Below are 22,369 nucleotides of genomic sequence, written 5' to 3'. Positions count from 1 at the left end.
AGGAGCGCATCATGGCGGAATGGCAGGTCCAGGAGGCGAAGGCGCGCTTCAGCGAGGTGGTCGAGAGGGCCCGGACAGAGGGGCCTCAGACAATCACGCGGCATGGCCGCGAGCGTGCGGTGCTGCTGTCGATCGAGGACTACCACGCCCTGCTCTCGCGCCAGACAGATGTCCGGGAGCTTCTGCTGGGCGGCCCGAAGGTGGATGATTTCAGCGTCGAACGCGACAGGGATGTTGGCCGTGAGATCGCGCTGTGACCGGCGGCGCCGGTTATCTCCTGGACACCAATATACTGTCTGAAACGCGACGGACCCGGGCGGAGCCGAGGGTGCTGTCCTTCCTGTCGCAAGCCGATCCGGCACGGCTGTTCATCAACGTCCTGACGCTTGGCGAGCTGCGCAAGGGCATCGAGATCAGACGCCGATCCGACCAGGACATGGCAACCAGGCTCGGCGCCTGGGCCGATGCCCTGGAAGCGAGCTTCGCCGACAGGATTCTCGCTGTCGACGCAGCGACGGCGAAGCTCTGGGGCGCGTTGTCCGCCGGCCGTCCACGAGCGGTGATCGACACGCTGCTCGCGGCCACGGCGATCGTGCACGACCTGACCCTGGTCACGCGCAACACAGTGGATGTGGGCGGGACCGGCGTAGCGGTTCTCAATCCTTGGGAATGACCGCGCGGCGCAATCACGGAATCAGCCAGCTCGCCTGCAGTTCCCCGTCGGTCCAGTCGAACAGGGCGCGGCGGTCGGCACCGGGGACCAGGCGGACCCGGTCGATGCGGTCGACCGTCAGCACGATCACGGCGAAGTTCTCGCGGCCCGCCTCGGACCCGTCGGTCGAAGGCGGCGCCAGGGCCGGGTCGGCGATCGCGGTGCCCGGCGGGCCCGGCATGCGGTAGGCGGCACGGATCGGCCCCGGCGTCGCCGCCCAGGCGGCGTCGAGCGCCGGCCCCGGCGGCAGCAGCTGCGCCCTGCCCTCGACCCGGATCTGGACCTCGTCCGCCGCCTCGTACAACAGCAGCGCCACGGCGGGGTCGGCCTCGATCTCCGCCACCTTCACCGACCGGCGGTCGGTGTGGATCTCGAGCCGTCGCGCCGCCGGGTCGGCCGAGCGCAGCACCACCGTGCGCAGCGCCGGCCCGCCCCGCTCATTCAGCGTGGCCAGGGCGACCCGGCCGGTGGTGCGGCGGCGTTCGCCGGTGGCGCGGCCGAGGCGGACCCAGGCATCGGCCAGCACCGCGGCCAGGTCGACCCCGTCCATCAGCAGGTGGCCATCAGCGGTAGGTCACGGCGAGGTCGCCGACGCCGGCGACATGGCCCTCCAGCCGGTCGCCCGGCTTGACCGGGCCGACGCCGTCCGGCGTGCCGGTCATGATCAGGTCGCCGGGGCGCAGCGCCACCAGGCGGGACAGATGGGCGATGATCTCCGGCACCGGCCAGATCTGGTCGGCCAGGTCGCCGGACTGGCGGGTCTCGCCGTTGATCTTCAGCCAGATCGCGCCCTGGGACGGATGGCCGATCTCGGCGGCCGGGCGCAGGGCCGACAGCGGCGCCGACTGGTCGAAGGACTTGGCCATGGTCCAGGGCCGCGCCAGCTTCTTTGCCTCGGCCTGGATGTCGCGGCGGGTCATGTCGAGCCCGACGCCGTAGCCCCAGACATGGCCGAGCGCGCGGTCGGCCGCGATGTCGGTGCCGCCGGCGCCGATCGCCACCACCAGCTCGATCTCGTGATGCAGGTCCCGGGTCGCCGCCGGATAGGGAATGGTGCTGCCGCTCGGCACCACCGCATCGGCCCATTTGGCGAAGAAGAACGGCGGCTCCCGGTCCGGATCATGGCCCATCTCGCGGGCATGGGCGGCGTAGTTGCGGCCGACGCAGAAGATGCGGCCGACGGGGAAGGTGGCGTCGCTGCCTAGCACCGGGACGAGGGTCTGCGGCGGCGGCGGGATCACGGTCGACATCGGGAAATCCTTCACGGGCGATGGTCGGGCCGAAGCTGCGCGGCAGAGCCCGGCCTGTCAAACCGGAATCGGCCTGCCGCCCTGCCGGCGGGACGATTTCCGCCGCTGCCATATCCGGCCCCGGGCCGAGCCATATCGGGCGCGTATTGCGGCCTCCGCGCCTGCGGGCAGGCTTGCCCTGACCGGCATCCCCGCCGCTATGATGCGGCCGGATCAAAGTCGAGGATCGGGACCGGATGACGACCATCGCCGCGGCCGCCGCCCGGGCGGCCCAGTTGCTGACCGCCCGGCGGCAGACCATCGCCGTGGCTGAATCCTCCTCCGGCGGGCTGGTCTCGGCCGCGCTGCTGGCCGTGCCGGGGGCCAGCGCCTATTTCCTGGGCGGAGCCGTGGTCTACACCGCAGCGGCCCGCCGGGCGCTGCTGGCGATCGGCGAGGCCGAGATGGCCGGGCTGCGCCCGTCGACCGAGCCCTATGCGGCAATGCTGGCGCGCACGGTGCGCGACCGCTTCCAGGCGGATTGGGGCATCGCCGAGTCCGGCGCGGCCGGGCCGGCCGGCAACCGCTACGGCGACCCGGCCGGGCACAGCTGCATCGCCCTTTGCGGCCCGCGCACCATCACGGCGACCGTGGCGACCGGCAGCGCCGACCGCGCCGCGAACATGGATGCCTTCGCCCTGGCCCTGCTGCGCCTGCTGGCGGACGGGCTGACGGCGGAGCCTAACGGCCGGCCGTGACCTCGATCCTCGCCTTCATCCTGGCCGCCTTCGCCGAGATCGCCGGCTGCTTCGCCTTCTGGGCCTGGCTGCGGCTGGGCGGCAGCCCGTGGTGGGCGCTGCCCGGCACTGTGGCGCTGATCGCCTTCGCCCTGCTGCTGACCCGGATCGACGCCGACTTCGCCGGCCGGGCCTATGCCGCCTATGGCGGGATCTACATCGCCGCCTCGCTGACTTGGCTGTGGGCGGTCGAGGGCAGCCGGCCGGACCGCTTCGACCTGATCGGCGCGGCCTTGTGCCTGGCCGGCGCTGCGGTGATCCTGCTCGGCCGGCGCCTCGCCGCGTGACCGTCCCGCTTCCGCCACGATCCCGCCCGGTTTCGGGGCTGAAATGGCGCGGATGTTCCCAGGACGGATGTCCTAGCCACCCCCCCCCGCCTCATGTCCAAGGTCCCGCATGATCCCGAGATCCCTGCTGCTCGCCGCGGCCGCCCTGCTCGCCCTCTCCTCCCCCGCCCTCGCGCTCGACTGCGGCAAGGCCTCGACCAAGCTCGAGCACGCGATCTGCGGCGACAAGCGGCTGAAGGCGGCAGACACGGCGATGGGCCAGGCCTATTCCCAGATCCTGAAGGCGGCCGCCGGCGATGCCGAGATCCGCGACATGCTGGTCGCCAGCCAGCGGCGTTGGCTGGCGGCGCGGGACCAGCGGCTCGCCGGCCCGGGGGAGGACGAGGACGACGCCGCCTGGCATGCCCGGCTGCTGAAGGCGATTCGTGACCGCTCCGACTCGCTCGGCCTGCGCTCCCGGACCGACCCCAAGCAGTTCGACCTCATCGCTGCGGCCGAGGCGCAGCGCCGCTTCGCCGCCCGGTTCACCGGCGGGCCCTTCGCCGGCTTCAGCACTGCGTGCGATTTCCTGCCGGCCGACGGCCGGTCAGCCTCGGCGGATGTCTATGGCTGCTTCGCCACACGCTTCTACCAGAACAAGGATCGGGTCTGCGGCGTCGCCGAGGACTGGGCGTCCGGCTCGGTGTCCGAGACCCATTCCGTCGCCGAGGTCGTTGGCGGCACGCTGAAGCCCGTCGCCGCCTGCTCCATCGGGGGCACGGGCGACCTGCCGCTCTGCCCGGATCATGACCAGGAGGCCGAAGCGGGCTGGGACCTGCAGCCGAATGCGGACGTCGTCGCCCCGGCCGGGTCCCTGCCCCGGATCGACGCCGAGGGGGGCGGGTTGGACGATGACGCGAAATGGCTGCGCGCCTGCCTGACCGATCCGAGCTATCCGCAGGCGGACCCCGCCGGCGACGGCACCACGAAAAAGCCATGACGCCCGCGATGGTATGATGGCTTCCGGGGGGATCCATGCCATCGCTCTACGACATCAAGCCGAAATTCCAGGCGCTGCTGCGCCCGACCGCCGTGTGGCTGGCGCAGAAGGGGATCAGCGCCAACGCCGTGACCCTGGCCGCCGCCGGCCTGTCGGTGCTGCTGGGCCTCGTCGTCGCCGCCACCGGCTGGCCCTGGCTGCTGCTGCTGTATCCGCCCTTCCTGCTGCTGCGGATGGCGCTGAACGCCATCGACGGCATGCAGGCGCGGGAGTTCTTCAAGCCGACGCCGCTGGGCGCCCTGCTGAACGAGGTCGGCGACATGGTGTCGGACGCGGCTTTGTATCTGCCGCTGGCCCTGCTGCTGCCGGCGCCGCCCTGGCTGGTGGTGCTGACCGTGCTGCTGGCGGTGATCGGCGAGGCCGCGGGCATCGCCGCCCGCACCATCGGCGCCGGCCGGCGCTATGACGGGCCCTTCGGCAAGTCCGACCGGGCGCTGGCCTTCTCGGTCCTGGCCGTCGCGGCGTTCTTCCAGATCCTGGCCCCGGCGCTGTGGATGCCGCTGGTGCTGGGGGCGCTGCTGCTGCTGTCGATCCTCACCATCCTGAACCGCGTCCGCGCGGCGTTGGCGGAGATCGGGGCATGATCGCCGGGCAAGCCCAGATATCTCACACCCCCTGTGCCCTGCGCCGGTTCAAAATGCAGGCGGGGCAGGAGAGCGGCGCAGCGCGATGCTTTTGCATCGGGCAAGCCGTTCGACGCACCCTGTCGGCATTTTCAACCGGCCCGAAGGGTCGTCTTGCGGCGGCCGCCTGCGGGGGCGGGCCGCTCAACCGTATGTCCCGATACGCTTTTCGCGTCCCGCCCCCGCATCCGACTCACCGCAAAACGACGCAGGGCGCAGGGGGTGTGAGATATCCGGGCTAAATGTCGATCCCACCGTCGCCTGGACGCTGGCCGCGCTGATCGTCGTGCTGCTGGTGGCCGAGGCCGCGGTGCTGTTCCTGCGCCGCAGCAAGCCCGACAAGGACTGGACCGAACTCAGGCTGCGCATCCATTCCTGGTGGGTGATCGTGATCGCCGGCGGCATCGCCCTGGTGCTGAACCCGATCGCCGTTCTGGTGGTGCTGGCGGTGGTCAGCTACCTGGCGCTGAAGGAATACCTGTCGGTGGTGCCGACAAGGCGGGCCGACCGGGCGGTGCTGCTGATCGCCTATCTGGCCATCCCGACGCAATGGTGGTGGATCGCGCAGGAGCAGTACGGCTTCTTCATCATCTGGGTGCCGGTCTACCTGTTCATGGTGGTGCCGGCGATGATGGTGCTGCGCGGCGAGGTCACCGGCTTCCTGCGCGCGCTGGGCACGCTGCATTGGGGCCTGATGCTGTGCGTCTTCGCCATCGGCCACGTCGCCTATCTGTTCGTGCTGCCGGAGGCGGGCGAGGCCGGGCCGGGCGGCGCCGGGCTTCTGTTGCTGCTGCTGATCCTGACCCAGGGCAACGACGTGGCGCAGTATGTCTGGGGCCGCATCTTCGGCCGGCACAAGATCGCGCCCTCGGTCAGCCCGAACAAGACGGTGGAGGGCTTCGTCGGCGGCCTGGTCACCACCACGATCGTCGCCGGGCTGATCGGGCCGCTGCTGGCGCCGCTGTCGCTGCCCATGGCGCTGGCGGCGGGAGCGCTGATGGCGGTCAGCGGCTTCTTCGGCGACCTGACGGTCTCCGCGGTCAAGCGCGACATCGGCATCAAGGACACCGGCACGCTGATCCCCGGCCATGGCGGCGTGCTGGACCGGATCGACAGCCTGATCTTCGCGGCACCGCTGTTCTTCCACTTCATGCGCTATTTCTACTATTGAGGCCCGGACCATGTGGCGGCTGCTGTTCCACTGGCTGGTGACCAAGCCCCTGATGCTGCTGTTCGTCGGCTTGCATGTGCGCAACCCGGAGCGGCTGCCGATGGCGGGGCCGGCGATCATCGTCGCCAATCACAACAGCCATGCCGACACCGTGGCCCTGACCTCGCTGTTCCCGAGCCGGATCCTGCACAAGGTACGGCCGGTGGCGGCGGCCGATTATTTCATGAGCAGCAAGGCGATGGCTTGGTTCTCGACCCGCTGCATGGGCATCCTGCCCTTCGACCGGCATGCGCGGGAGCGCGGCGAGGACCCGCTGACCGGCTGCATCGAGGCGCTGGACCGCGGCTCCATCCTGATCCTGTTCCCGGAGGGGTCGCGCGGCGAGCCGGAGCGGCTGCAGCGCTTCAAGAAAGGCATCTGCCACCTGGCCAAGCGGCGGCCGGACGTGCCGATCGTGCCGGTCTACCTGCATGGGCTGGGCAAGGTGCTGCCGCGCGGCGCCTTCCTGCCGGTGCCGTTCTTCTGCGACGCCTTCGTCGGATTGCCTCTGGCCGACCGGCCGGAGGACACCGACGCCTTTGTCGAGGGCCTGGAAGCGGCGATGGCCAAGCTCATTGAGGGCACGAGATTTTCCGAATGGGACTGACGTGGTTTGCCTTCCTGTGGGGCGTCGCCGAGGCCAGCCTGTTCTTCGTGGTGCCGGACGTGCCGGTGTCGCTGATCGCGCTGGCCTGCGGCTGGCGGGCGGGGCTGCGCGCCGCGGTCGCCGCGGCGGCCGGGGCGATGGTCGGCGGCACCGCGCTGGCGCTGTTCGCCAGCCACGCGCCGGAGGCGGCAATCGCCCTGGTCGACGCGGTGCCGGCGATCCCGACCGCCATGATCGCCCGGATGCAGGCGATGATGGCCGGCACCGAGTCCGCCACCGGCCTGGCCGGCGCGATGATCCTGGCGAGCCTGAGCGGCATTCCCTACAAGATCGCCGCCGCCAGCGCGCCCGGCCTGGGCATCCCGGTGTGGGAGTTGGCGCTGCTGACGCCGCTGGTGCGGCTGCCGCGGTTTGTCGCATTGGCCGGGGCCGGGGCGGTCCTGCACGCTCTGACGCCCGCCATGCCCGGCTGGTTGCAGCCGGTGCGGGTGCGGCTGTTGCTCGCGGCGCTGGGCTGGTCTGCGTTCTATGTGGCCTATTGGTCCAAGGTCGGGGGCTGACGCCAGGCCTCTGCCGCCCCATGTCTGGGACAACACGTCTGACATATGGAGACGGCAGCCGCGGGCTTGGCTCAGCCGGCCCGCCTGGAGAGAGCCATGGACCTGTCGCGCACCGAAGGCCGCGCCAAGAGCGTCGCCGTTTCGAAGGACCCGTCCGACCTGCAGTCGCTGCTGACCGTCGGCGGCATCTCGCTGGCTGGCCTCGGCGCCAGCCTGCTCGCCCTGTTCGGCCCGACGGGCAGCGACCTCTCGGTGGCGCTGACGATCGTCACCGTACTTTGCGGCTTGGCCGTGGTCGGCGCGGGGTTCGCTGTGGCGGCGTTCGCGGCGAAGCGCTGACCTGACTCAAGGTCAGTCCGAGAGGGACGGCCCATCCACCTTCAGAATCGTCATGGCGAGGCGCGCGTCGCCGTGGCCATCCAGCGGGCGGTGCCATTCTGGATGGCCACACCCCTTCGGGGCTCGCCATGACGATAGTTGTTCCAGCCGACGCCGGCTCAGCCCGCCCGCCGCGCCGAGGTATCCGGTAGAATCCCGCGCTGGAACATAACGCCGAGGCGCAGGCTTTCGGCGATCTTCTCCGCCCGGTCGATGAAGCGCGCGGCGGCGCGCGGCGGGCAGACCTCGCGCGCCGTGGCGCGGAACAGGTCCAGCCAATGGGCGAAATGCTCCGGCCGCAGTGCCGAAACGCCGGCATGGGCCTGCATCGGCCGGCCCTGGTAGCGGGCACTGCGCAGCATCACCGAGGACCAGAAATCGCACATCTTGGCGAGGTGCAGGCCCCAATCGGCGCCGATCACCCCGGCGAAGATCGGCCCCAGCACCGCGTCGTCGCGCACGCGGCCGTAGAAGGCGTGGACCAGCGTCCTGATCATCGCCTCGTCGATCGGCTCGATGGGATCGGCATCCGTCATATCCATGCGGATATATGGCCAGATCCGATGCCGGTCGCGCCAGGGCCGATCGCCGCAGGGCAGGGTTTCGCGTCCGGCGGAGCCGATGCCCTCACCGCATGTAGTGCAGCCGGGTGAAGGGCGGAGGCGGCGGGCCAGACCGAGACGCCGACGGACCAGGACATTGCAGGCACTCCGTCATTGCCTGCATGCTGAGGACGAGATTCCGGCTTCGAGCGCACCATGGACCTGTCCTCTCTGTTCAAGGCCTTGCCGATCGCGGCGGCCATCGCCCTGGCCCCGCTGGTGCTGCAGCTCCTGAAGAGCCTCTTTCCGCCTCGTCGGAGATCGAGCTTCGGCCCGGTCGATCCTCTCGACAGGCACAACGGGTGGATCAACGGCGTCGCGACCGTGCTTTGCATCGGGAGCTTCGTGCTGCCCTTCCTGCTGTTTGGGAACCTGGATCACGTGGGCCGGCCGGCCCTGGGCCTGGGGTTCGGTGCCGCGGCCGTGATCCCGTCTGTCTGGATCGCCCTCGCCACCCTTCCCTTCGGCAATGAACGATTCCGCACCTTCTGGCACGATTCCGTGCGGAGATACGGGATCGGCCTGCCGGGAATGGCGATCGTCTTCGGGCCGATGTTTCTGCTCGGTGCGGCGTCGGTGTTCGAACTCATGCGCCGCGGCGTCTGGTAATCGTGCTGTCGGCCATGGCCACCGGAGGCCGGGACGGGGATCGCAACGCCCCATCCCGTATCGCCCTCACCGCTCTCTCACCCGCGATGCGGCTTCTCGCTGTCGAGATGGGCCATCTGCACGGCCATGTAGCGGTCGCCGGCGGCGGCGCCCTTGGGCACGGCCTGCTCGATCCGGGCCAGGTCGTCCGGGGTCAGCGCGACATCCAGCGCGCCGAGCGCTTCGGCCAGGCGGTCGCGGCGGCGGGCGCCGACCAAGGGCACGATATCCCGGCCCTGTGCCGCCACCCAGGCGATGGCGATCTGGGCCACGGTCACGCCCTTGGCCTCCGCCACCGCCCGCAGCGCCTCGACCAGCGCCAGGTTGCGCTCGACATTGCCGTCCTGGAACCGCGGGCTGCGAGCGCGGAAATCGCCCGCCTCGGTGCCGCCCTTCTGCCAATGGCCGCTGATCAGGCCGCGCGACAGCACGCCATAGGCGGTGATGCCGACGCCGAGCTCGCGGCAGGTCGCCAGGATGCCGTCCTCGATGCCGCGCGAGACCAACGAATATTCGATCTGCAGGTCGACGATCGGGTGCACGGCGGCGGCCCGGCGGATCGTCTCCGACCCGACCTCGGACAGGCCGATGTGGCGGACATAGCCGGCCTTCACCATCTCGGCGATGGCGCCGACCGTGTCCTCGATCGGCACATCCGGGTCGAGCCGGGCCGGGCGATAGATGTCGATATGATCGACGCCGAGCCGCTGCAGCGAACAGGCCAGGAAATTCCTCACCGCCGCCGGCCGGGCGTCGTAGCCGGTCCAGCCGCCGGCCGGGTCGCGCAGGGCGCCGAACTTGACGCTGAGGATGGCTGAGTCGCGGTTGGACGTGTCCCGCAGTGCCTCGCCGATCAGCATCTCATTATGGCCGGAGCCATAGAAGTCGCCAGTGTCGATCAGGGTGATGCCGGCGTCGAGCGCGGCGTGCAGGGTGGCAATGCTCTCGGTCCGTTCGGACGGGCCGTACATGCCGGACATGCCCATGGCGCCGAGGCCGAGGGCCGAGACGCGCGGGCCGGTGGCGCCGAGTTGACGGTACTGCATGGTGGGCTCCAAAGCGGGAGTGGCTGCACAGGCCGAATATGGAAGGGCAAATTCCGTGCGATAATCCGGCCAGCGACGAACAAGCCGTGCGGAAAACCGAACGATGAGCAGCCCCGACCTGTCCGACCTGGACGCCTTCGTCGCCGTGGCCCGGGCCCGCAGCTTTCGCGGCGCGGCCGGGCTGCGCGGCGTCTCCGCCTCCTCGCTGAGCGACGCGCTGCGGCGGCTGGAGACGCGGCTGGGCGTGCGCCTGCTGAACCGCACCACCCGCAGCGTCACCCCGACCGAGGCGGGGGAGCGGCTGCTGGAGCGGCTGGGCCCGGCGCTGGGCGAGATCGCCGGCGCGCTCGACGCCGTGAGCAGCGCCCGCGACAGCCCGACCGGCACGCTGCGGCTGAACGTGCCGACGATCGTCGGCCGCCACATCCTGCCGCCGATCGCGGCCCGGTTCCTCGTGGCGCATCCCGGCATCCGGCTGGAGGTGACGGCGGAGGACAGCTTCGTCGACGTGCTGGCCGAGGGCTTCGACGCCGGCATCCGCTATGAGGAGCGGGTCGAGCGCGACATGATCGCGGTGCCGGTCGGCCCGCGGGTGCAGCGCTTCGTCATCGCCGCCGCACCGTCCTATCTGGCCGCGCGCGGCCGGCCGCTTCATCCGAAGGACCTGCTGGACCATTCCTGCATCCGCCACCGCTTCGCCAGCGGCCGGCTGGCCGGCCTGGAGTTCGAGCGCGACGGCCAGATCATCCGGATCAGCCCCGACGGCCCGCTGATCGCCAACGCGCTGGAGATGGAGGTGGCGGCGGCGGTCGCCGGGCTGGGGGTGATTAGCTCGTTCGAGGAGGTGCTGCGGCCGCATCTCGACAGCGCCGCGCTGGCGCCGGTGATGGAGGACTGGTGGCAGAGCTTCTCCGGCCCGTTCCTCTACTATCAGAGCCGCACCCACATGCCGGCGCCGCTGCGGGCGTTCGTCGATTTCATCAAGGCGGGTCGGGGCTGAGGGGGTCAGGCCAGCGTCCGGCGGATCTCGGCATGGGCGGCCGGATAGCCCGGCGCCAGCACGGCGAGCCGGCCGGAGACCAGCGCGTGCATGCGCGGCAAGGCGTGGAACGGCACGCCGGGCGCCAGATGGTGCTCGGTGTGGTAGCTGGCGTTCCAGAACAGCAGGCGCAGCACCAGCCCGGCCACGGTGGTGCGGGTGTTGGCCCAGCGGTCGTTGCCGAGGACGCAGCCGGAATGCTCGGCCAGCAGCACCCAGCGCAGCAGCGGCTGGGCCAGCACCACCGGCCCGACCCAGAGCAGCAAAGCCAGGGCGCTGCCGGTCGCGAGGCTGACGGCCAGGATCGCGGCGTAGAGCAGCAGGTAGAGCTGCGCCTCGGCCGCCACTCGGGGCCGGTCGGCCGCCGGAATCCAGGGCGACCGGTCGCGGCCGGCCGCGGTGCGCACCAGGCCGAGGATCTGGCTCGACCAATAGGGCAGGCCGGTCAGGATCAGCCAATAGCGGCCGCGGGTCAGCGGCCTGGCGCCGATCAGCTCCGGGTCGCGCTCGGGGTCCTGGGTGTGACGGTGATGCGCCAGGTGAAACAGGCGAAAGCCCTCCGGCGGCAGCACCAGCAGGAATCCCGCGACCCAGCCGACCAGCCGGTTCAGCCACAGCGAGCGGAACGGCGTGCGGTGGGTGGTCTCGTGCAGCGGGGCGAACAGCGAGATCTCGGCGGCGCCGAGCAGCGCCATGGCCGGCCACACCCAGAGGCTGCCACGCGCCGCTAGCACCAGGCCGACGCCGAGCGCGATCAGCCCGGCATGCCGGGCCAGCGCCCGCAGCCCATCGATATCCGATCGCCGGGACAGCGCCTTCAGCGCCTCCGGCGGCAATGCCCTGGTCTCCGCCATGCGCCATCCTGGTCCCGGGCGGCGGTGGGGATCAAGACCGTCCGTCTATAACTGCCATGCCTGGGCTTGACCCGGGCATCCAGAGATGTCGACGCCGCTCCGGATGGCCCCTGGATCGCCGGGTCAAGCCCGGCGATGACATAAATGGAACCTTTGAGCTACGGCCGCCCGAATTCCGGATGCCGGAAGCAGCCGAGCATGTGGTCATTCACCAGCCCGGCCGACTGCATCAGCGAGTAGCAGACGGTGGAGCCGACGAAGACGAAGCCGCGGCGCTTCATGTCGCGGCTCATGCGGTCGGAGATCTCGCTGGTGGCCGGCATCTCGGCATGGGTGGTCCAGCGGTTGACCAGGGGCTCGCCGCCGACGAAAGACCAGAGATAGCGGCCGAAGCCGCCCTCGGCCTCGATCACGGCGAGAACCGCCCGGGCGTTGCTGCGCACCGCGTTCAGCTTGGCCCGGTTGCGGATCAGCCCGGCATCGGTCAGCAGGGTCTCGATCTCCGCGTCGGACATCGCCGCGACGCGGGCGATGTCGAAGCCGTGAAAAGCGCGGCGGTAGCTCTCCCGCCGCTCCAGCACCAGCCGCCAGGACAGGCCGGCCTGGGTGCCCTGCAGGCTGAGATTCTCGAACAAGGCGCGGTCGTCGCGCTCCGGCGTGCCCCAGTCGCGGTCGTGATAGGTCAGCATCGTCGGGCCGCCCGCGGCCCAGCCGCAGCGCGGCAGGTCCGGATCGGTCATTCGCCCCAATGGATCGGGAAGGCGTCGGGATAGGTGAACAAGGCGGGCGCGCCGCCGGTGTGCAGGAATACCACGATGTCGTCGGAGCGGAAGCGGCCGGCGCGGATGCCGGCGATCAGCCCGGCCATCGCCTTGCCGGTGTAGACCGGGTCGAGCACGATCGCATCGCGGCTGGCGGCCAGCTGCAGCGCCTCCACCATGCCGTCCGTCGGCTGGCCGTAGCCGTCGCCGACCACGCCGTCCTCCAGCACCAGGTCCGCGGCCGAGAGTGGCGCCGGGACGCCGAGCAGATCGGCCCCGGCCTGGACCAGCCCGGCGACCTTCGGCCGCTGCTCCGCCGAGGACCGGCTGATGCAATAGCCGACCGCCGGGACCGTGCTGCCGCCGAGGGCGAGGCCGAGCGCCAGCCCGGCCTGGGTGCCGCCGCTGCCGCTGGCCAGCGCCACATGGGTGAAGCCGACGCCCTGGTCGCGGCCCTGCCGCAGCAGCTCCTGCGCCGCATCGACATAGCCGACCAGCCCGAGCGCGTTCGACCCGCCGATCGGGACGACATAGGGCGTGCCGCCCTCGGCCCGGCACTCCTCGGCGACGCGCGCCATCTCGGCATCCGGGTCGGCGGTGCCTGGGTGCAGTTCGATCCGCGCGCCGAACAGCTCATCCAGCAGCAGGTTGCCGCTGGCGTGATAGGACGGGTCGCGCCCGGCCACCGCATCGGTCAGCACCAGGACGCAATCGAGGCCGAGCTTGGCCGCGGCCGCCGCGGTCTGGCGGGCGTGGTTCGATTGCGGCCCGCCGGCGGTGATGATGGTGTCGGCGCCCTGCGCCAGCGCGTCGCCGAGCAGGAATTCCAGCTTGCGCACCTTGTTGCCGCCCAGCGCCAGGCCGGTGCAGTCGTCGCGCTTGATCCAGAGCTGCGGGCCACCGAGCGCTTCCGTGAGCCGCGGCAGCGGCTCAAGCGGCGTCGGCGCGTGTTGCAGGCGGAGGCGTGGCAGCTGGTCGAGCGATGGCATCGGATCCGTCCCTGAGGCGCGGCCCCCGGGCGGCCGCCATGGCGCTGGATAGCATGACGGGGCCGTGGTGCGAACGGTCGGGACCGCGTCCCAGCCTCACGCCGCATGCGCCTCCGTGTGGCCGAGCTGGCGTTGCAGCAGGGAGCGGTAGATGCCGGGGCGGGCGGCGAGGGCGGCCGGGGTGCCCGTGTCGATCACGTGACCCGCCTCCATCACCACGATCCGGTCGAAACGCTGCAGCGTCGACAGGCGGTGGGCGATGGCGATCACGGTGCGGCCCTGCATCAGGTCGTCCAGCGCCTCCTGCACCGCGCGCTCGGATTCGCTGTCCAGCGCCGAGGTCGCCTCGTCCAGCAGCAGCACAGGCGCGTTCTTGAGGAAGGCGCGGGCGATGGCGATGCGCTGGCGCTGGCCGCCCGAGAGCTTCACGCCGCGGTCGCCGACCACGGTGTCGAAGCCTTCCGGCAGCACCTCGATGAACTCCCGGCAATGGGCGGCCTCGGCCGCGGCCATCACCTCGGCGTCGGTCGCGTCCGGGCGGCCGTAGCGGATGTTCTCGCGCACGCTGCGGTGGAACAGCGAGATGTCCTGCGGCACCACGCCGATGATCTGGCGCAGGCTTTCCTGGGTCAGGTCGCGGATGTCGCGCCCGGCCACCTCGATCCGGCCCAGCCCGACATCGTAAAACCGCTGCACCAGGGTCAGCACGGTCGACTTGCCGGCGCCGGACAGGCCGACCAGCCCGACCCGCTCGCCGGGCTCGATGCGGAGGTCGAAGCCGTCCAGGATCGGCGCCCGCTTGGGATAGGCGAAGCGCACGCCCTCGAAGGCGATCGGCACGCCGCCGCCATGCTTGGGTGCCGGCAGCGGCTCGGCATGCGGCGCGTCGGGCAGGTCGTGCGGTACCAGCAGGCTCGCGATCGCTTCCGACAGCCGGGCGATGTGCTGGGTCAGGTCGACCAGCGCCACCGCAAGGTCGCGGGTGCCGTGCAGGATGGCGAAGCCGAGCGAGCAGACCAGCACGATGTCGCCGGGCGTGGCCCGCCCCGCCTGCCACAGCAGCAGCGCCCAGCCGAGCAGACCCGCGGTCAGCACGCCGGTGATCGCCGCATGGATCAGCCGCAGCCGCTCCATGTAGCGCAGGCTGCGCTGGCGGGCGGCGAGCTCGACCCCGATGCGGTCGGCCAGCCGCTCCTGCTCCCGGAACGTGGCGCCGAACAGGCGCACCAGGCCCATATTGCCGATCACGTCGACCAGCTCGCCGTCGACCTTCGCGGCCTCGGTGGCGTAGCTGCGGTGGATCGGCCCGCCGCGCTTGGCCAGGCGGTAGATGAAGATCGAGAGCGCCACGGCGGCCGTGACCAGGGCCGCCGCCATGATGAGGTCGACCGAGGCCAGGACGCAGATCGCGCCGACCAGGGAGAGCGCGGGCGGCAGCACATTCCAGGAGAACATGCTTTCGGTCGTGAAAATGGCGTTCGCCGTGGCGGAGACGCGGCCGGCGACCATGCCCGGCAGGCGGTCGGCGAAATAGCTGGGCGCGTGGCCGGTGAGATGCCGGAACAGGTCGCGGCGGACGGCGCCGGTGACCGCGACGAAGGCCCGGCTGGCGACCCAGCCGCCGACCCGCCACAGCATGTTGTCGGCCAGGATCAGCCCGACCAGCAGGCCATACGCCAGCCAGATCGCCCCTGAAGCGCCTTGGGCCAGCACGTCGATCAGATGCTTGATCGCATATTGCGACCCTATCGCGCAGGCGACCGCTGCCACCACCGAGGCGATCACCACCGCATGCGACGCGGCCTCCTGCCGCACATAGTACAGGATGAAGCCGATCGGCCGGTTTCGAAATCCCTCGAGAGTGCGAGTCTGCGTGGACGCCATGTCCATCAGCTCCCCTGCGTTGTCTTCATCCACCATGGACGGCGCGGTTCGGCCGCCTTGCGAGTCTTGGCACGCCGTGCCGACAGATGACGGCGCATCGCTGCACTGCACCTGATCTGCGCGCACCCCAGAGAACATTATCGGAGCCGAGTCGGAACCTTTTGCCGCCCCGATTGTCTGTGGTCATCGAGTGCCCGTTGCCGCGGAAGCACCTGAAAGAGAGCAGCGCCGCATTGCTGCACCGCAGCGCCGCCGGTGATGTCAGACAAAACCCCCATCTGCGGAGGGAGTTCCATCCACATGCGAATCGCGCAGGTCGCCCCGCTGTTCGAAGCGGTCCCCCCCAAGCTCTATGGCGGCACCGAACGCGTCGTGTCCTTCCTGACGGAAGAGCTCGTCGGCCTCGGTCACGACGTCACATTGTTCGCCAGCGGCGATTCCGTGACCTCCGCCAAGCTCGAGGCCTGCTGGCCGCGGGCGATGCGGCTCGATGCATCGGTGCGTGACTGGATCGCGCCGCATATGCACATGTTCGAGCAGGTGTACCGGCGGTCGGACGAGTTCGACATCATCCACTGCCATCTCGACTATTTCCCGTTCTCGCTGTTCAGCCGCGGTGACGTCCCGTTCGTCACCACGCTGCACGGCCGGCTCGACATGCCCGAGCTGCACCCGATGTTCGAGACCTTCTCGCATGTGCCGGTGGTGTCGATCTCGGACGCCCAGCGCCGGCCGATGCCGAAGGCCGGCTGGATCGCCACCGTGCATCACGGCCTGCCGGCGCAGCTGCTGGCGCCGGTGCCGGCGGAGCGCGGCTATCTCGCCTTCCTCGGCCGCATCGCGCCGGAGAAGCGGGTCGACCGGGCGATCGAGATCGCGGCCAAGAGCGGCCTGCCGCTCAAGATCGCGGCCAAGGTCGACAAGGCCGACCAGGAATACTACGACGCCGAGATCAAGCCGCTGCTGGCGCGGTCGCCGCATGTCGACTTCATCGGCGAGATCGACGATTCGCAGAAATCGGCCTTCCTGAGCGGCGCCATCGGCCTGCTGGTGCCGATCGACTGGCCGGAGCCGTTCGGCCTGGTGATGATCGAGGCGATGGCCTGCGGCACGCCGGTGGTGGCCTACAACCGCGGCTCGGTGCCGGAGGTGATCGACGAGGGCGTCACCGGCTTCATCGTCGAGGACGAGATCGGCGCGGTGGCCGCGGTGCAGCGCCTGACCGAGCTGTCGAACGCCCGCATCCGCGAGGTCTTCGATCAGCGCTTCACCGCCCGCCGCATGGCCCAGGACTACCTCGCGATCTATGAGGGCCTGCAGGCGGTCGAGGCGCCGAAGAAGCCGGCCGTGCTGCGCGCGGTGGCGAATTGAGGGGACGCCCCCTCATCCCCGCGAAAGCGGGGATCTCGCACCGCTTGAGCGGACAGAGATTCCCGCTTTCGCGGGAGTGACGGCAAAGGGTTGGGCCGCTGCCCCGCCCCTCAACCCGGCGCCCGGGTGGAGGCCCTGACGACCAGCTCGGTCGGCAGCAGATGCCGATCGGGCGGGATGGTGCCGCCGTCGGCCACGGCGTCGAGCAGCAGCCGGGCGGCGGTGGCGCCCTTGTCGAACAGCGGCTGGCGGATCGTGGTCAAGGCCGGGCGCACCAAAGCCGCGCGCGGAATGTCGTCGAAGCCGGCGACCGACACATCCTCCGGCACCCGCAGGCCCAGCGACCGCGCCGCCTCGATCGCGCCGATCGCCAGCCGGTCGGACATCGCCAGGATCGCGGTCGGCCGCTCCGACCGGCGCAGCAGCACCAGGGCGGCGTCGCGGCCATGCGCCTCGCTCGACGCCGGCCGCTCCTCCACCGGCACCGAGTCCGGGTCGATGCCGGCGGCGGCGATCGCCTCGAGATAGCCGTCCAGCCGGTCGACGCTGGTGCGGAAGGTCATCTTGGTCCGCCGCGCCGCGTCGAGCGGCCCGACATAGCCGTCGACCGCCGATTCCAGCGTGATGATGCCGAGCCGGCGATGGCCGAGCCCGACCACATGCTGCGCCACCCGGCGGGCAGCGCCGCGGTCGTCGATGCCGACGAAGGGCACGCCGTCCGGCACTTGGTTGTCGATCGCCACCACCGGCAGGCCGCGGCGCAGCAGCGGTGCCCAGGCCTCCGCCCCGTTCAGGAAGCCGTAGACCAGGAAGCCGTCGACCGCGGCGCGGTGGATGGCGCTGCGGCTGGCCGGGCTTTTCACCGCCGGCAGGATCAGGAGGCCGGAGCGCGCCTTCTCGCAGGCGGTGGCGACGCCGCGCAGCATGCCGACCGCCGCCGGGTCGTCGAAGGCGAAGGGCAGGATCTCGTGGAACAAGAGGCCGATCGCCTCTGCCTTGCCGGTGCGCAGCATCCGCGCCGCCGGGTTCGGCCCATGCACCCCCAGCGCCCGGGCCGCCGCCATGATCCTGTCGCGCAGTTCCTTCGACAGCTGGTCCGGCCGGTTGAAGGCGTTCGACACCGTGGTGCGCGACACGCCGACCGCCGCCGCGATGTCCAGCAGGGTGCCCCGCCGCTTCTCCGATCCGTCACTCATGCGGGCACCCTACGGACTCCCTCTTGATCGATCAAGAAAGTCTCTGATACTGTAAAAACTGAATGCATTCAGATGTTCGCGACGGATGGCGGATCGCGGCTCGGATGCGGGGGATATCGGGAGGGGTTGAATGCGCGAATGGTGGCGCGGCGCGGTGATGTACCAGATCTATCCGCGCAGCTTCCTGGACACCAATGGCGACGGCATCGGCGACCTGGCCGGCATCACCGCCAAGCTCGACCACATTGCCGATCTCGGCGTCGACGGGATCTGGATCTCGCCATTCTTCACCTCGCCGATGAAGGATTTCGGCTACGACGTCTCGGATTACTGCGACGTCGACCCGATGTTCGGCACGCTGGCCGATTTCGACCGGCTGGTCGAGAAGGCGCATGCGCTGGGGCTGAAGGTGATCATCGACCAGGTGATCAGCCACACCTCCGACCAGCACCCCTGGTTCGGCGAGAGCCGGGCCAGCCGCGACAACCTCAAGGCCGACTGGTTCGTCTGGGCCAACGCCAAGCCGGACGGCAACCCGCCGAACAACTGGCTGTCGATCTTCGGCGGCTCGGCGTGGCAGTGGGACACCCGCCGGCGCCAGTACTACATGCACAATTTCCTGACCACGCAGCCCGACCTGAACCTGCACAATCCGGAGGTGCAGGATGCGGTGCTGGCGGCGCTGGAATTCTGGCTGCAGCGCGGCGCCGACGGCTTCCGCCTGGACACCGCGAATTTCTACATGCACGACCGCTTGCTGCGCGACAATCCGGGCAAGCCGGCCGACCGAGCGCCGACCGGGGACGACCGGGCGGACAACCCCTACTACATGCAGCTGCATCTCTACGACAAGTCGCAGCCCGAGAACCTGATGTTCCTGCGCCGGCTGCGGGCGCTGATGGACCGCTATCCGGACAGGATGGCGGTGGCCGAGATCGGCGACGACGACCCGATCGGCCGGACCGCGGAATATGTCCAGGCCGACCTGCTGCACACCGCCTATAATTTCAGCCTGCTGAACGACACCTTCAACGCGGCGCATATCGCCACGGCGCTGATCGCCTTCGAGCAGGCGACCACCGATGGCTGGCCGTCCTGGGCCTTCTCCAACCACGACGTCAAACGGGTGCTGACCCGCTGGGGCGGCACCGAGGCCGACCCGCGGCTGGCGCGCCTGCTGATCGCCCTCCTGACCTCGCTGCGCGGCACCGCCTTCCTGTACCAGGGCGAGGAGCTGGGCCTGCCCGAGGCCGAGGTGCCCTACGAGAAGCTGCAGGACCCCTACGGCATCAATTTCTGGCCGGATTTCAAGGGCCGCGACGGCTGCCGCACCCCGATGCCGTGGGAGGCCGAGGCGCCACAGGCCGGCTTCTCCACCGCCGAGCCCTGGCTGCCGATCCCGGAGGCGCATCGCCGGCTGGCTGTGGCCGTCCAGGCGCACGATCCCGACTCGACCCTGGCCTTCACCCGGCAATTCCTGCGCTGGCGCCGCAGCCGCCCGGCCTTCGCCGCCGGCTCGTTGAAATTCCTCGACACCGCGGACGGCGTGCTGGCCTTCGAGCGGCGGCTGGAGGACGAGCGCATCCTCTGCGTCTTCAACCTGACCGGCGAGACCCGGATCTGGACAGCACCCCCGGCCGAGATCGCCCCGACCGACGCGCCGGGGCTGGGCGCGCGGCTGGACAATGGCCGGGTGGCGCTGCCGCCCTATGCCGCCTTCTTCGGCGCCATGGCGGCCGAGGCGGCGCAGGCGGAACGAAGCGCGGCCTGACGACGTTCGGTCCAAGACTGAAATCATTTCGACTCGCCAGAGGCCGGCCCGGCGAGTCACCCTTTGCCCCAAGACAAAGCACGCGGGGGCGCGCCGGTCTCCCCCGCGGCCAAAACCACAAGGAGGAGACCATGTCGAGGAGCGCAATCCTTCCCCTCACATTCGCTCTGGTCCTGGCCGGCACCGTCGCGCAGGCGGCAGGGGTCAAAGTCACCATCTCCTGCGGCTCGGCCGGCAGCGAGCAGCCGCAATGCCAGCAGGGCGCCAAGGCCTGGGCGGAGAAGACCGGCAACACGGTCGACGTCGTCGCCGCCCCGCAATCGACCTCCGACCAGCTCGCCCTGTACCAGCAGATCCTGAGCGCCCAGTCCGGCGACATCGACGTGTTCCAGATCGACATCATCTGGCCCGCCATCATCGGCAGCCATTTCATCGACCTGAAGCCCTATGCCGATCAGGCCACGATCGATCAGCACTTTCCCACCATCATCCAGGGCCTGACCCGCAACGACCAGCTGCTGGCCTTGCCTTGGTTCACCGATGCCGGGCTGCTGTATTACCGCCAGGACCTGCTGGACAAATACAAGCTCAAGGTGCCCGAGACCTGGGGTCAGCTGACCGAGACCGCCAAGACCATCCAGGAGGGCGAGCGCAAGGCCGGCAACGACCGCTTCTTCGGCTTCGTGTTCCAGGGCCGGGCCTATGAGGGGCTGACCTGCGACGCGCTGGAATGGGTCACCAGCTTCGGCGGCGGCACCATCGTCGGACCCGACGGCAAGATCACCGTCAACAATCCGCAGGCGGCCAAGGCGCTGGACACCGCTGCTTCCTGGATCGGCACCATCGCCCCGGACGGCGTGCTGAACTACATGGAGGAGGATGCCCGCGGCGTGTTCCAGTCCGGCAACGCCGCCTTCATGCGCAACTGGCCCTACGCCTATTCGCTGGTCAATTCCGGCGATAGCCCGGTCAAGGGCAAGATCGGCACCGCACCGCTGCCGAAGGGCGACGGTGACAGTGCCCGCCATGCCGCGACGCTCGGCGGCTGGAACCTGGCGGTGTCGAAATACTCGGCCCATCCGAAGGAAGCCGCCGACCTGGTCCTCTATCTGACCGGCAAGGACGAGCAGAAGCGCCGCGCCATCGAGGCTACCTTCCAGACCACCATCCCGGCGCTGTACGACGACCCGGACGTGCTGAAGGCCCAGCCCTTCTTCGCCAGCCTGAAGGCCGCCTTCGAAAGCGCGGTCGCCCGCCCCTCGGCGATCACCGGCGAGCGCTACAACGAGGTCTCCACCCTGTTCTGGAACGCGGGTCCACAACACCCTGTCGAAGCAGGGCGACGGCGCCACCAACCTGGCGCAGCTGCAGAAGGACCTGAACCGGTTGAGCCGCGGCGGCCGCTGGTAAAGCGGCTCTCGCGTGCGTCCCGCCGAGCCCGCTCCGATTGCCTCTCCCGCTTGCGGGAGAGGTCGGAGACGCGAAGCGGCTCCGGGTGAGGCTTTGTCGAGGCCCGGGCCAGCCCTCACCCGGTCGTCCTGCGGACGCCCGACCTCTCCCGCCAGGCGCGAGAGGCAATCAGCCACCGCGAGGACCAGCCCGGCCGACCTGAGTTGAGTGCCTCTGCCATTGACTTCGGGGAGGACCCCATGACCGTCGCCACCTCCACCCCCACTCCGGCTGGGCGCGCCGCCAAGCCGGCCGTGTCGCGGCTCAGCCGGCAGCGCGTCCGTGCCGCCTGGCTGTTCCTGATCCCGGTGCTGGTGGTGCTGGCGCTGGTCGCCGGCTGGCCGCTGGTGCGGACCATCGCGCTGAGCTTCACCGACGCGACGCTGAAGGCCGAGCGGCCGACCCGGCTGGTCGGCTTCGACAACTACCTGTTCTACGGCCCCAACCGCGCCGACTGGGACGACTCCCTTGGCGGCTACTATGTGTTCTACGACCCCAAGGGCGCCAACTTGGTGTGGAAGCCGGAGGAGGGCAAATTCTGGGACATCGACCAGAACAAGCCGGTCGATTACGACGTCGACACCAGCGGCATCTTCAGCTGGCAGGGGCTGCTGGTCGACCCGGTGTGGTGGCGGTCGGCCTGGAACACCATCCTGTTCACCGTGATCTCGGTGACGATCGAGACGGCTCTGGGCCTGCTCATCGCCATGACGCTGAACGCCCATATGCCGGGGCGAGGGCTGTTGCGGGCCGCCGTGCTGATCCCCTGGGCCATTCCCACCATCGTCTCGGCCAAGATGTGGGGCTGGATGCTGAACGACCAGTACGGCGTGATCAACGAGGTGCTGCTGTCGCTCGGCCTGATCTCGACCCGCATCGCCTGGACCGCCGACCCCAGCCTGTCGCTCGGCGCCGTGATCGCGGTCGACGTCTGGAAGACCACGCCGTTCATGACGCTGCTGATCCTGGCCGCGCTGCAGATGCTGCCGGGCGAGGTATATGAGGCGGCGAAGGTCGACGGCATCCGGCCCTGGAAGGTCTTCACCCGCATCACCCTGCCGCTGATCTGGCCGGCGCTGATGGTGGCGATCCTGTTCCGGGCCCTGGATTCGCTGCGTGTCTTCGACCTGATCTACGTGCTGACCTCGAACAGCATCAACACGATGAGCATGTCGGTCTTCGCCCGGCAGCAGAGCATCGATTTCGGCAATGTCGGCTTCGGCTCCGCCGCCTCGACCCTGCTGTTCCTGATCATCGCTGTGCTCGCCGCCCTGTGGATGGTGGCGGGCCGCGTGCGCTTCGACAAATAGGGGGCGG

The 22,369-nt window shown here is 70.1% G+C and carries 25 protein-coding genes; 16 read left to right on the top strand and 9 right to left on the bottom strand.

The genetic code is table 11. The features are described 5' to 3' along the window. Positions 1–11 precede the first annotated feature (11 nt). Together QFZ27_RS11280 and QFZ27_RS11275 are read left to right on the top strand one after the other, a co-directional pair. A complete protein-coding gene (locus QFZ27_RS11280; protein ID WP_429226450.1) occupies positions 12–257 on the top strand; it encodes a type II toxin-antitoxin system Phd/YefM family antitoxin in 246 nt (81 codons plus the stop codon). Further along, positions 254–673 (top strand): type II toxin-antitoxin system VapC family toxin, encoded by a 420-nt coding sequence (locus QFZ27_RS11275; protein WP_429226449.1) that lies wholly within the window; start codon positions 254–256, stop codon positions 671–673. The genes QFZ27_RS11280 and QFZ27_RS11275 overlap by 4 nt, the downstream gene beginning before the upstream one ends. 13 nt (positions 674–686) lie before the next feature. Here QFZ27_RS11275 and QFZ27_RS11270 read toward each other — a convergent pair whose 3' ends face one another. Beyond that, positions 687–1,262: a pyridoxamine 5'-phosphate oxidase family protein gene (locus QFZ27_RS11270; protein ID WP_429226448.1), complete on the bottom strand. Its 576-nt coding sequence runs from the start codon at positions 1,260–1,262 to the stop codon at positions 687–689. Between the two features lie 13 nt (positions 1,263–1,275). Further along, entirely contained in the window at positions 1,276–1,962 is a 687-nt protein-coding gene (locus QFZ27_RS11265; RefSeq protein ID WP_429226447.1) for a fumarylacetoacetate hydrolase family protein, read from the bottom strand. Positions 1,963–2,198: 236 nt separating this feature from the next. Here QFZ27_RS11265 and QFZ27_RS11260 point away from each other — a divergent pair, with 236 nt between their 5' ends. The 8 genes from QFZ27_RS11260 to QFZ27_RS11225 all read left to right on the top strand — a co-directional run bounded on the left by QFZ27_RS11260 (position 2,199) and on the right by QFZ27_RS11225 (position 7,403). Then, on the top strand, positions 2,199–2,699 hold the full coding sequence (locus QFZ27_RS11260) for a CinA family protein (protein ID WP_429226446.1): 501 nt from the start codon (positions 2,199–2,201) through the stop codon (positions 2,697–2,699). Continuing rightward, entirely contained in the window at positions 2,696–3,025 is a 330-nt protein-coding gene (locus QFZ27_RS11255; protein WP_429226445.1) for a YnfA family protein, read from the top strand. The genes QFZ27_RS11260 and QFZ27_RS11255 overlap by 4 nt, the downstream gene beginning before the upstream one ends. 109 nt (positions 3,026–3,134) lie before the next feature. Beyond that, positions 3,135–4,004, top strand: a complete 870-nt coding sequence (locus tag QFZ27_RS11250; RefSeq protein WP_429226443.1) for a lysozyme inhibitor LprI family protein — start codon at positions 3,135–3,137, stop codon at positions 4,002–4,004. 35 nt (positions 4,005–4,039) lie between these two features. Next, positions 4,040–4,648 carry a CDP-alcohol phosphatidyltransferase family protein gene (locus QFZ27_RS11245; protein ID WP_429226442.1) on the top strand — a complete coding sequence of 203 codons (609 nt, stop codon included), beginning with the start codon at positions 4,040–4,042 and terminating at the stop codon, positions 4,646–4,648. 325 nt (positions 4,649–4,973) lie between these two features. Next, positions 4,974–5,858 (top strand): phosphatidate cytidylyltransferase, encoded by an 885-nt coding sequence (locus tag QFZ27_RS11240; protein ID WP_429226441.1) that lies wholly within the window; start codon positions 4,974–4,976, stop codon positions 5,856–5,858. Between the two features lie 10 nt (positions 5,859–5,868). Then, entirely contained in the window at positions 5,869–6,504 is a 636-nt protein-coding gene (locus QFZ27_RS11235; protein WP_429226439.1) for a lysophospholipid acyltransferase family protein, read from the top strand. Beyond that, positions 6,495–7,064 carry a hypothetical protein gene (locus QFZ27_RS11230; protein ID WP_429226438.1) on the top strand — a complete coding sequence of 190 codons (570 nt, stop codon included), beginning with the start codon at positions 6,495–6,497 and terminating at the stop codon, positions 7,062–7,064. The genes QFZ27_RS11235 and QFZ27_RS11230 overlap by 10 nt, the downstream gene beginning before the upstream one ends. A gap of 96 nt (positions 7,065–7,160) precedes the next feature. Further along, positions 7,161–7,403, top strand: coding sequence for a hypothetical protein (locus QFZ27_RS11225; RefSeq protein WP_429226437.1), 243 nt, complete (start codon positions 7,161–7,163; stop codon positions 7,401–7,403). Positions 7,404–7,561: 158 nt separating this feature from the next. Here the strand turns inward: QFZ27_RS11225 and QFZ27_RS11220 are convergent, their stop codons facing one another. Continuing rightward, on the bottom strand, positions 7,562–7,984 hold the full coding sequence (locus QFZ27_RS11220; protein ID WP_429226436.1) for a group III truncated hemoglobin: 423 nt from the start codon (positions 7,982–7,984) through the stop codon (positions 7,562–7,564). A 216-nt stretch (positions 7,985–8,200) separates the two neighbouring features. On the opposite strand from QFZ27_RS11220, the gene QFZ27_RS11215 reads away from it, so the two are divergent. Beyond that, the gene (locus tag QFZ27_RS11215) at positions 8,201–8,653 is read left to right on the top strand and encodes a hypothetical protein (protein ID WP_429226435.1); all 453 of its coding nucleotides are present in this window, start codon (positions 8,201–8,203) and stop codon (positions 8,651–8,653) included. A 77-nt stretch (positions 8,654–8,730) separates the two neighbouring features. Here QFZ27_RS11215 and QFZ27_RS11210 read toward each other — a convergent pair whose 3' ends face one another. Further along, positions 8,731–9,738 carry an aldo/keto reductase gene (locus tag QFZ27_RS11210; protein WP_429226434.1) on the bottom strand — a complete coding sequence of 336 codons (1,008 nt, stop codon included), beginning with the start codon at positions 9,736–9,738 and terminating at the stop codon, positions 8,731–8,733. A 103-nt stretch (positions 9,739–9,841) separates the two neighbouring features. Between QFZ27_RS11210 and QFZ27_RS11205 the strand changes: the two genes are divergently transcribed. Next, positions 9,842–10,738, top strand: a complete 897-nt coding sequence (locus tag QFZ27_RS11205) for a LysR family transcriptional regulator (protein WP_429226433.1) — start codon at positions 9,842–9,844, stop codon at positions 10,736–10,738. A 5-nt stretch (positions 10,739–10,743) separates the two neighbouring features. On the opposite strand, the gene QFZ27_RS11200 is transcribed toward QFZ27_RS11205, so the two are convergent. The 4 genes from QFZ27_RS11200 to QFZ27_RS11185 form a co-directional block, all read right to left on the bottom strand. Then, entirely contained in the window at positions 10,744–11,631 is an 888-nt protein-coding gene (locus QFZ27_RS11200) for a fatty acid desaturase (protein WP_429226431.1), read from the bottom strand. 158 nt (positions 11,632–11,789) lie between these two features. After that, the gene (locus QFZ27_RS11195) at positions 11,790–12,371 is read right to left on the bottom strand and encodes a DNA-3-methyladenine glycosylase I (RefSeq protein ID WP_429226430.1); all 582 of its coding nucleotides are present in this window, start codon (positions 12,369–12,371) and stop codon (positions 11,790–11,792) included. After that, entirely contained in the window at positions 12,368–13,381 is a 1,014-nt protein-coding gene (locus QFZ27_RS11190) for a D-cysteine desulfhydrase family protein (protein ID WP_429226429.1), read from the bottom strand. The genes QFZ27_RS11195 and QFZ27_RS11190 overlap by 4 nt, the downstream gene beginning before the upstream one ends. A gap of 96 nt (positions 13,382–13,477) precedes the next feature. After that, positions 13,478–15,265 (bottom strand): ABC transporter ATP-binding protein, encoded by a 1,788-nt coding sequence (locus tag QFZ27_RS11185; RefSeq protein ID WP_429226427.1) that lies wholly within the window; start codon positions 15,263–15,265, stop codon positions 13,478–13,480. 300 nt (positions 15,266–15,565) lie between these two features. Between QFZ27_RS11185 and QFZ27_RS11180 the strand changes: the two genes are divergently transcribed. Next, positions 15,566–16,636 carry a glycosyltransferase family 4 protein gene (locus QFZ27_RS11180; protein ID WP_429226426.1) on the top strand — a complete coding sequence of 357 codons (1,071 nt, stop codon included), beginning with the start codon at positions 15,566–15,568 and terminating at the stop codon, positions 16,634–16,636. 110 nt (positions 16,637–16,746) lie between these two features. Here the strand turns inward: QFZ27_RS11180 and QFZ27_RS11175 are convergent, their stop codons facing one another. After that, positions 16,747–17,832: a LacI family DNA-binding transcriptional regulator gene (locus QFZ27_RS11175; protein WP_429226425.1), complete on the bottom strand. Its 1,086-nt coding sequence runs from the start codon at positions 17,830–17,832 to the stop codon at positions 16,747–16,749. Between the two features lie 130 nt (positions 17,833–17,962). Between QFZ27_RS11175 and QFZ27_RS11170 the strand changes: the two genes are divergently transcribed. The 3 genes from QFZ27_RS11170 to QFZ27_RS11160 all read left to right on the top strand — a co-directional run bounded on the left by QFZ27_RS11170 (position 17,963) and on the right by QFZ27_RS11160 (position 22,362). After that, the gene (locus QFZ27_RS11170; RefSeq protein ID WP_429226423.1) at positions 17,963–19,603 is read left to right on the top strand and encodes an alpha-glucosidase family protein; all 1,641 of its coding nucleotides are present in this window, start codon (positions 17,963–17,965) and stop codon (positions 19,601–19,603) included. A gap of 131 nt (positions 19,604–19,734) precedes the next feature. Next, a complete protein-coding gene (locus QFZ27_RS11165) occupies positions 19,735–21,102 on the top strand; it encodes an ABC transporter substrate-binding protein (RefSeq protein ID WP_429226421.1) in 1,368 nt (455 codons plus the stop codon). A gap of 150 nt (positions 21,103–21,252) precedes the next feature. Continuing rightward, a complete protein-coding gene (locus QFZ27_RS11160) occupies positions 21,253–22,362 on the top strand; it encodes a carbohydrate ABC transporter permease (protein ID WP_429226419.1) in 1,110 nt (369 codons plus the stop codon). Positions 22,363–22,369 lie beyond the last annotated feature (7 nt).

It is taken from the genome of Inquilinus ginsengisoli (assembly GCF_050434925.1).
GTDB lineage: Bacteria > Pseudomonadota > Alphaproteobacteria > DSM-16000 > Inquilinaceae > Inquilinus > Inquilinus ginsengisoli_B.
Note: the sequence above shows the minus strand (reverse complement) of the source record. Positions and strands in the feature narration are given on the sequence as shown.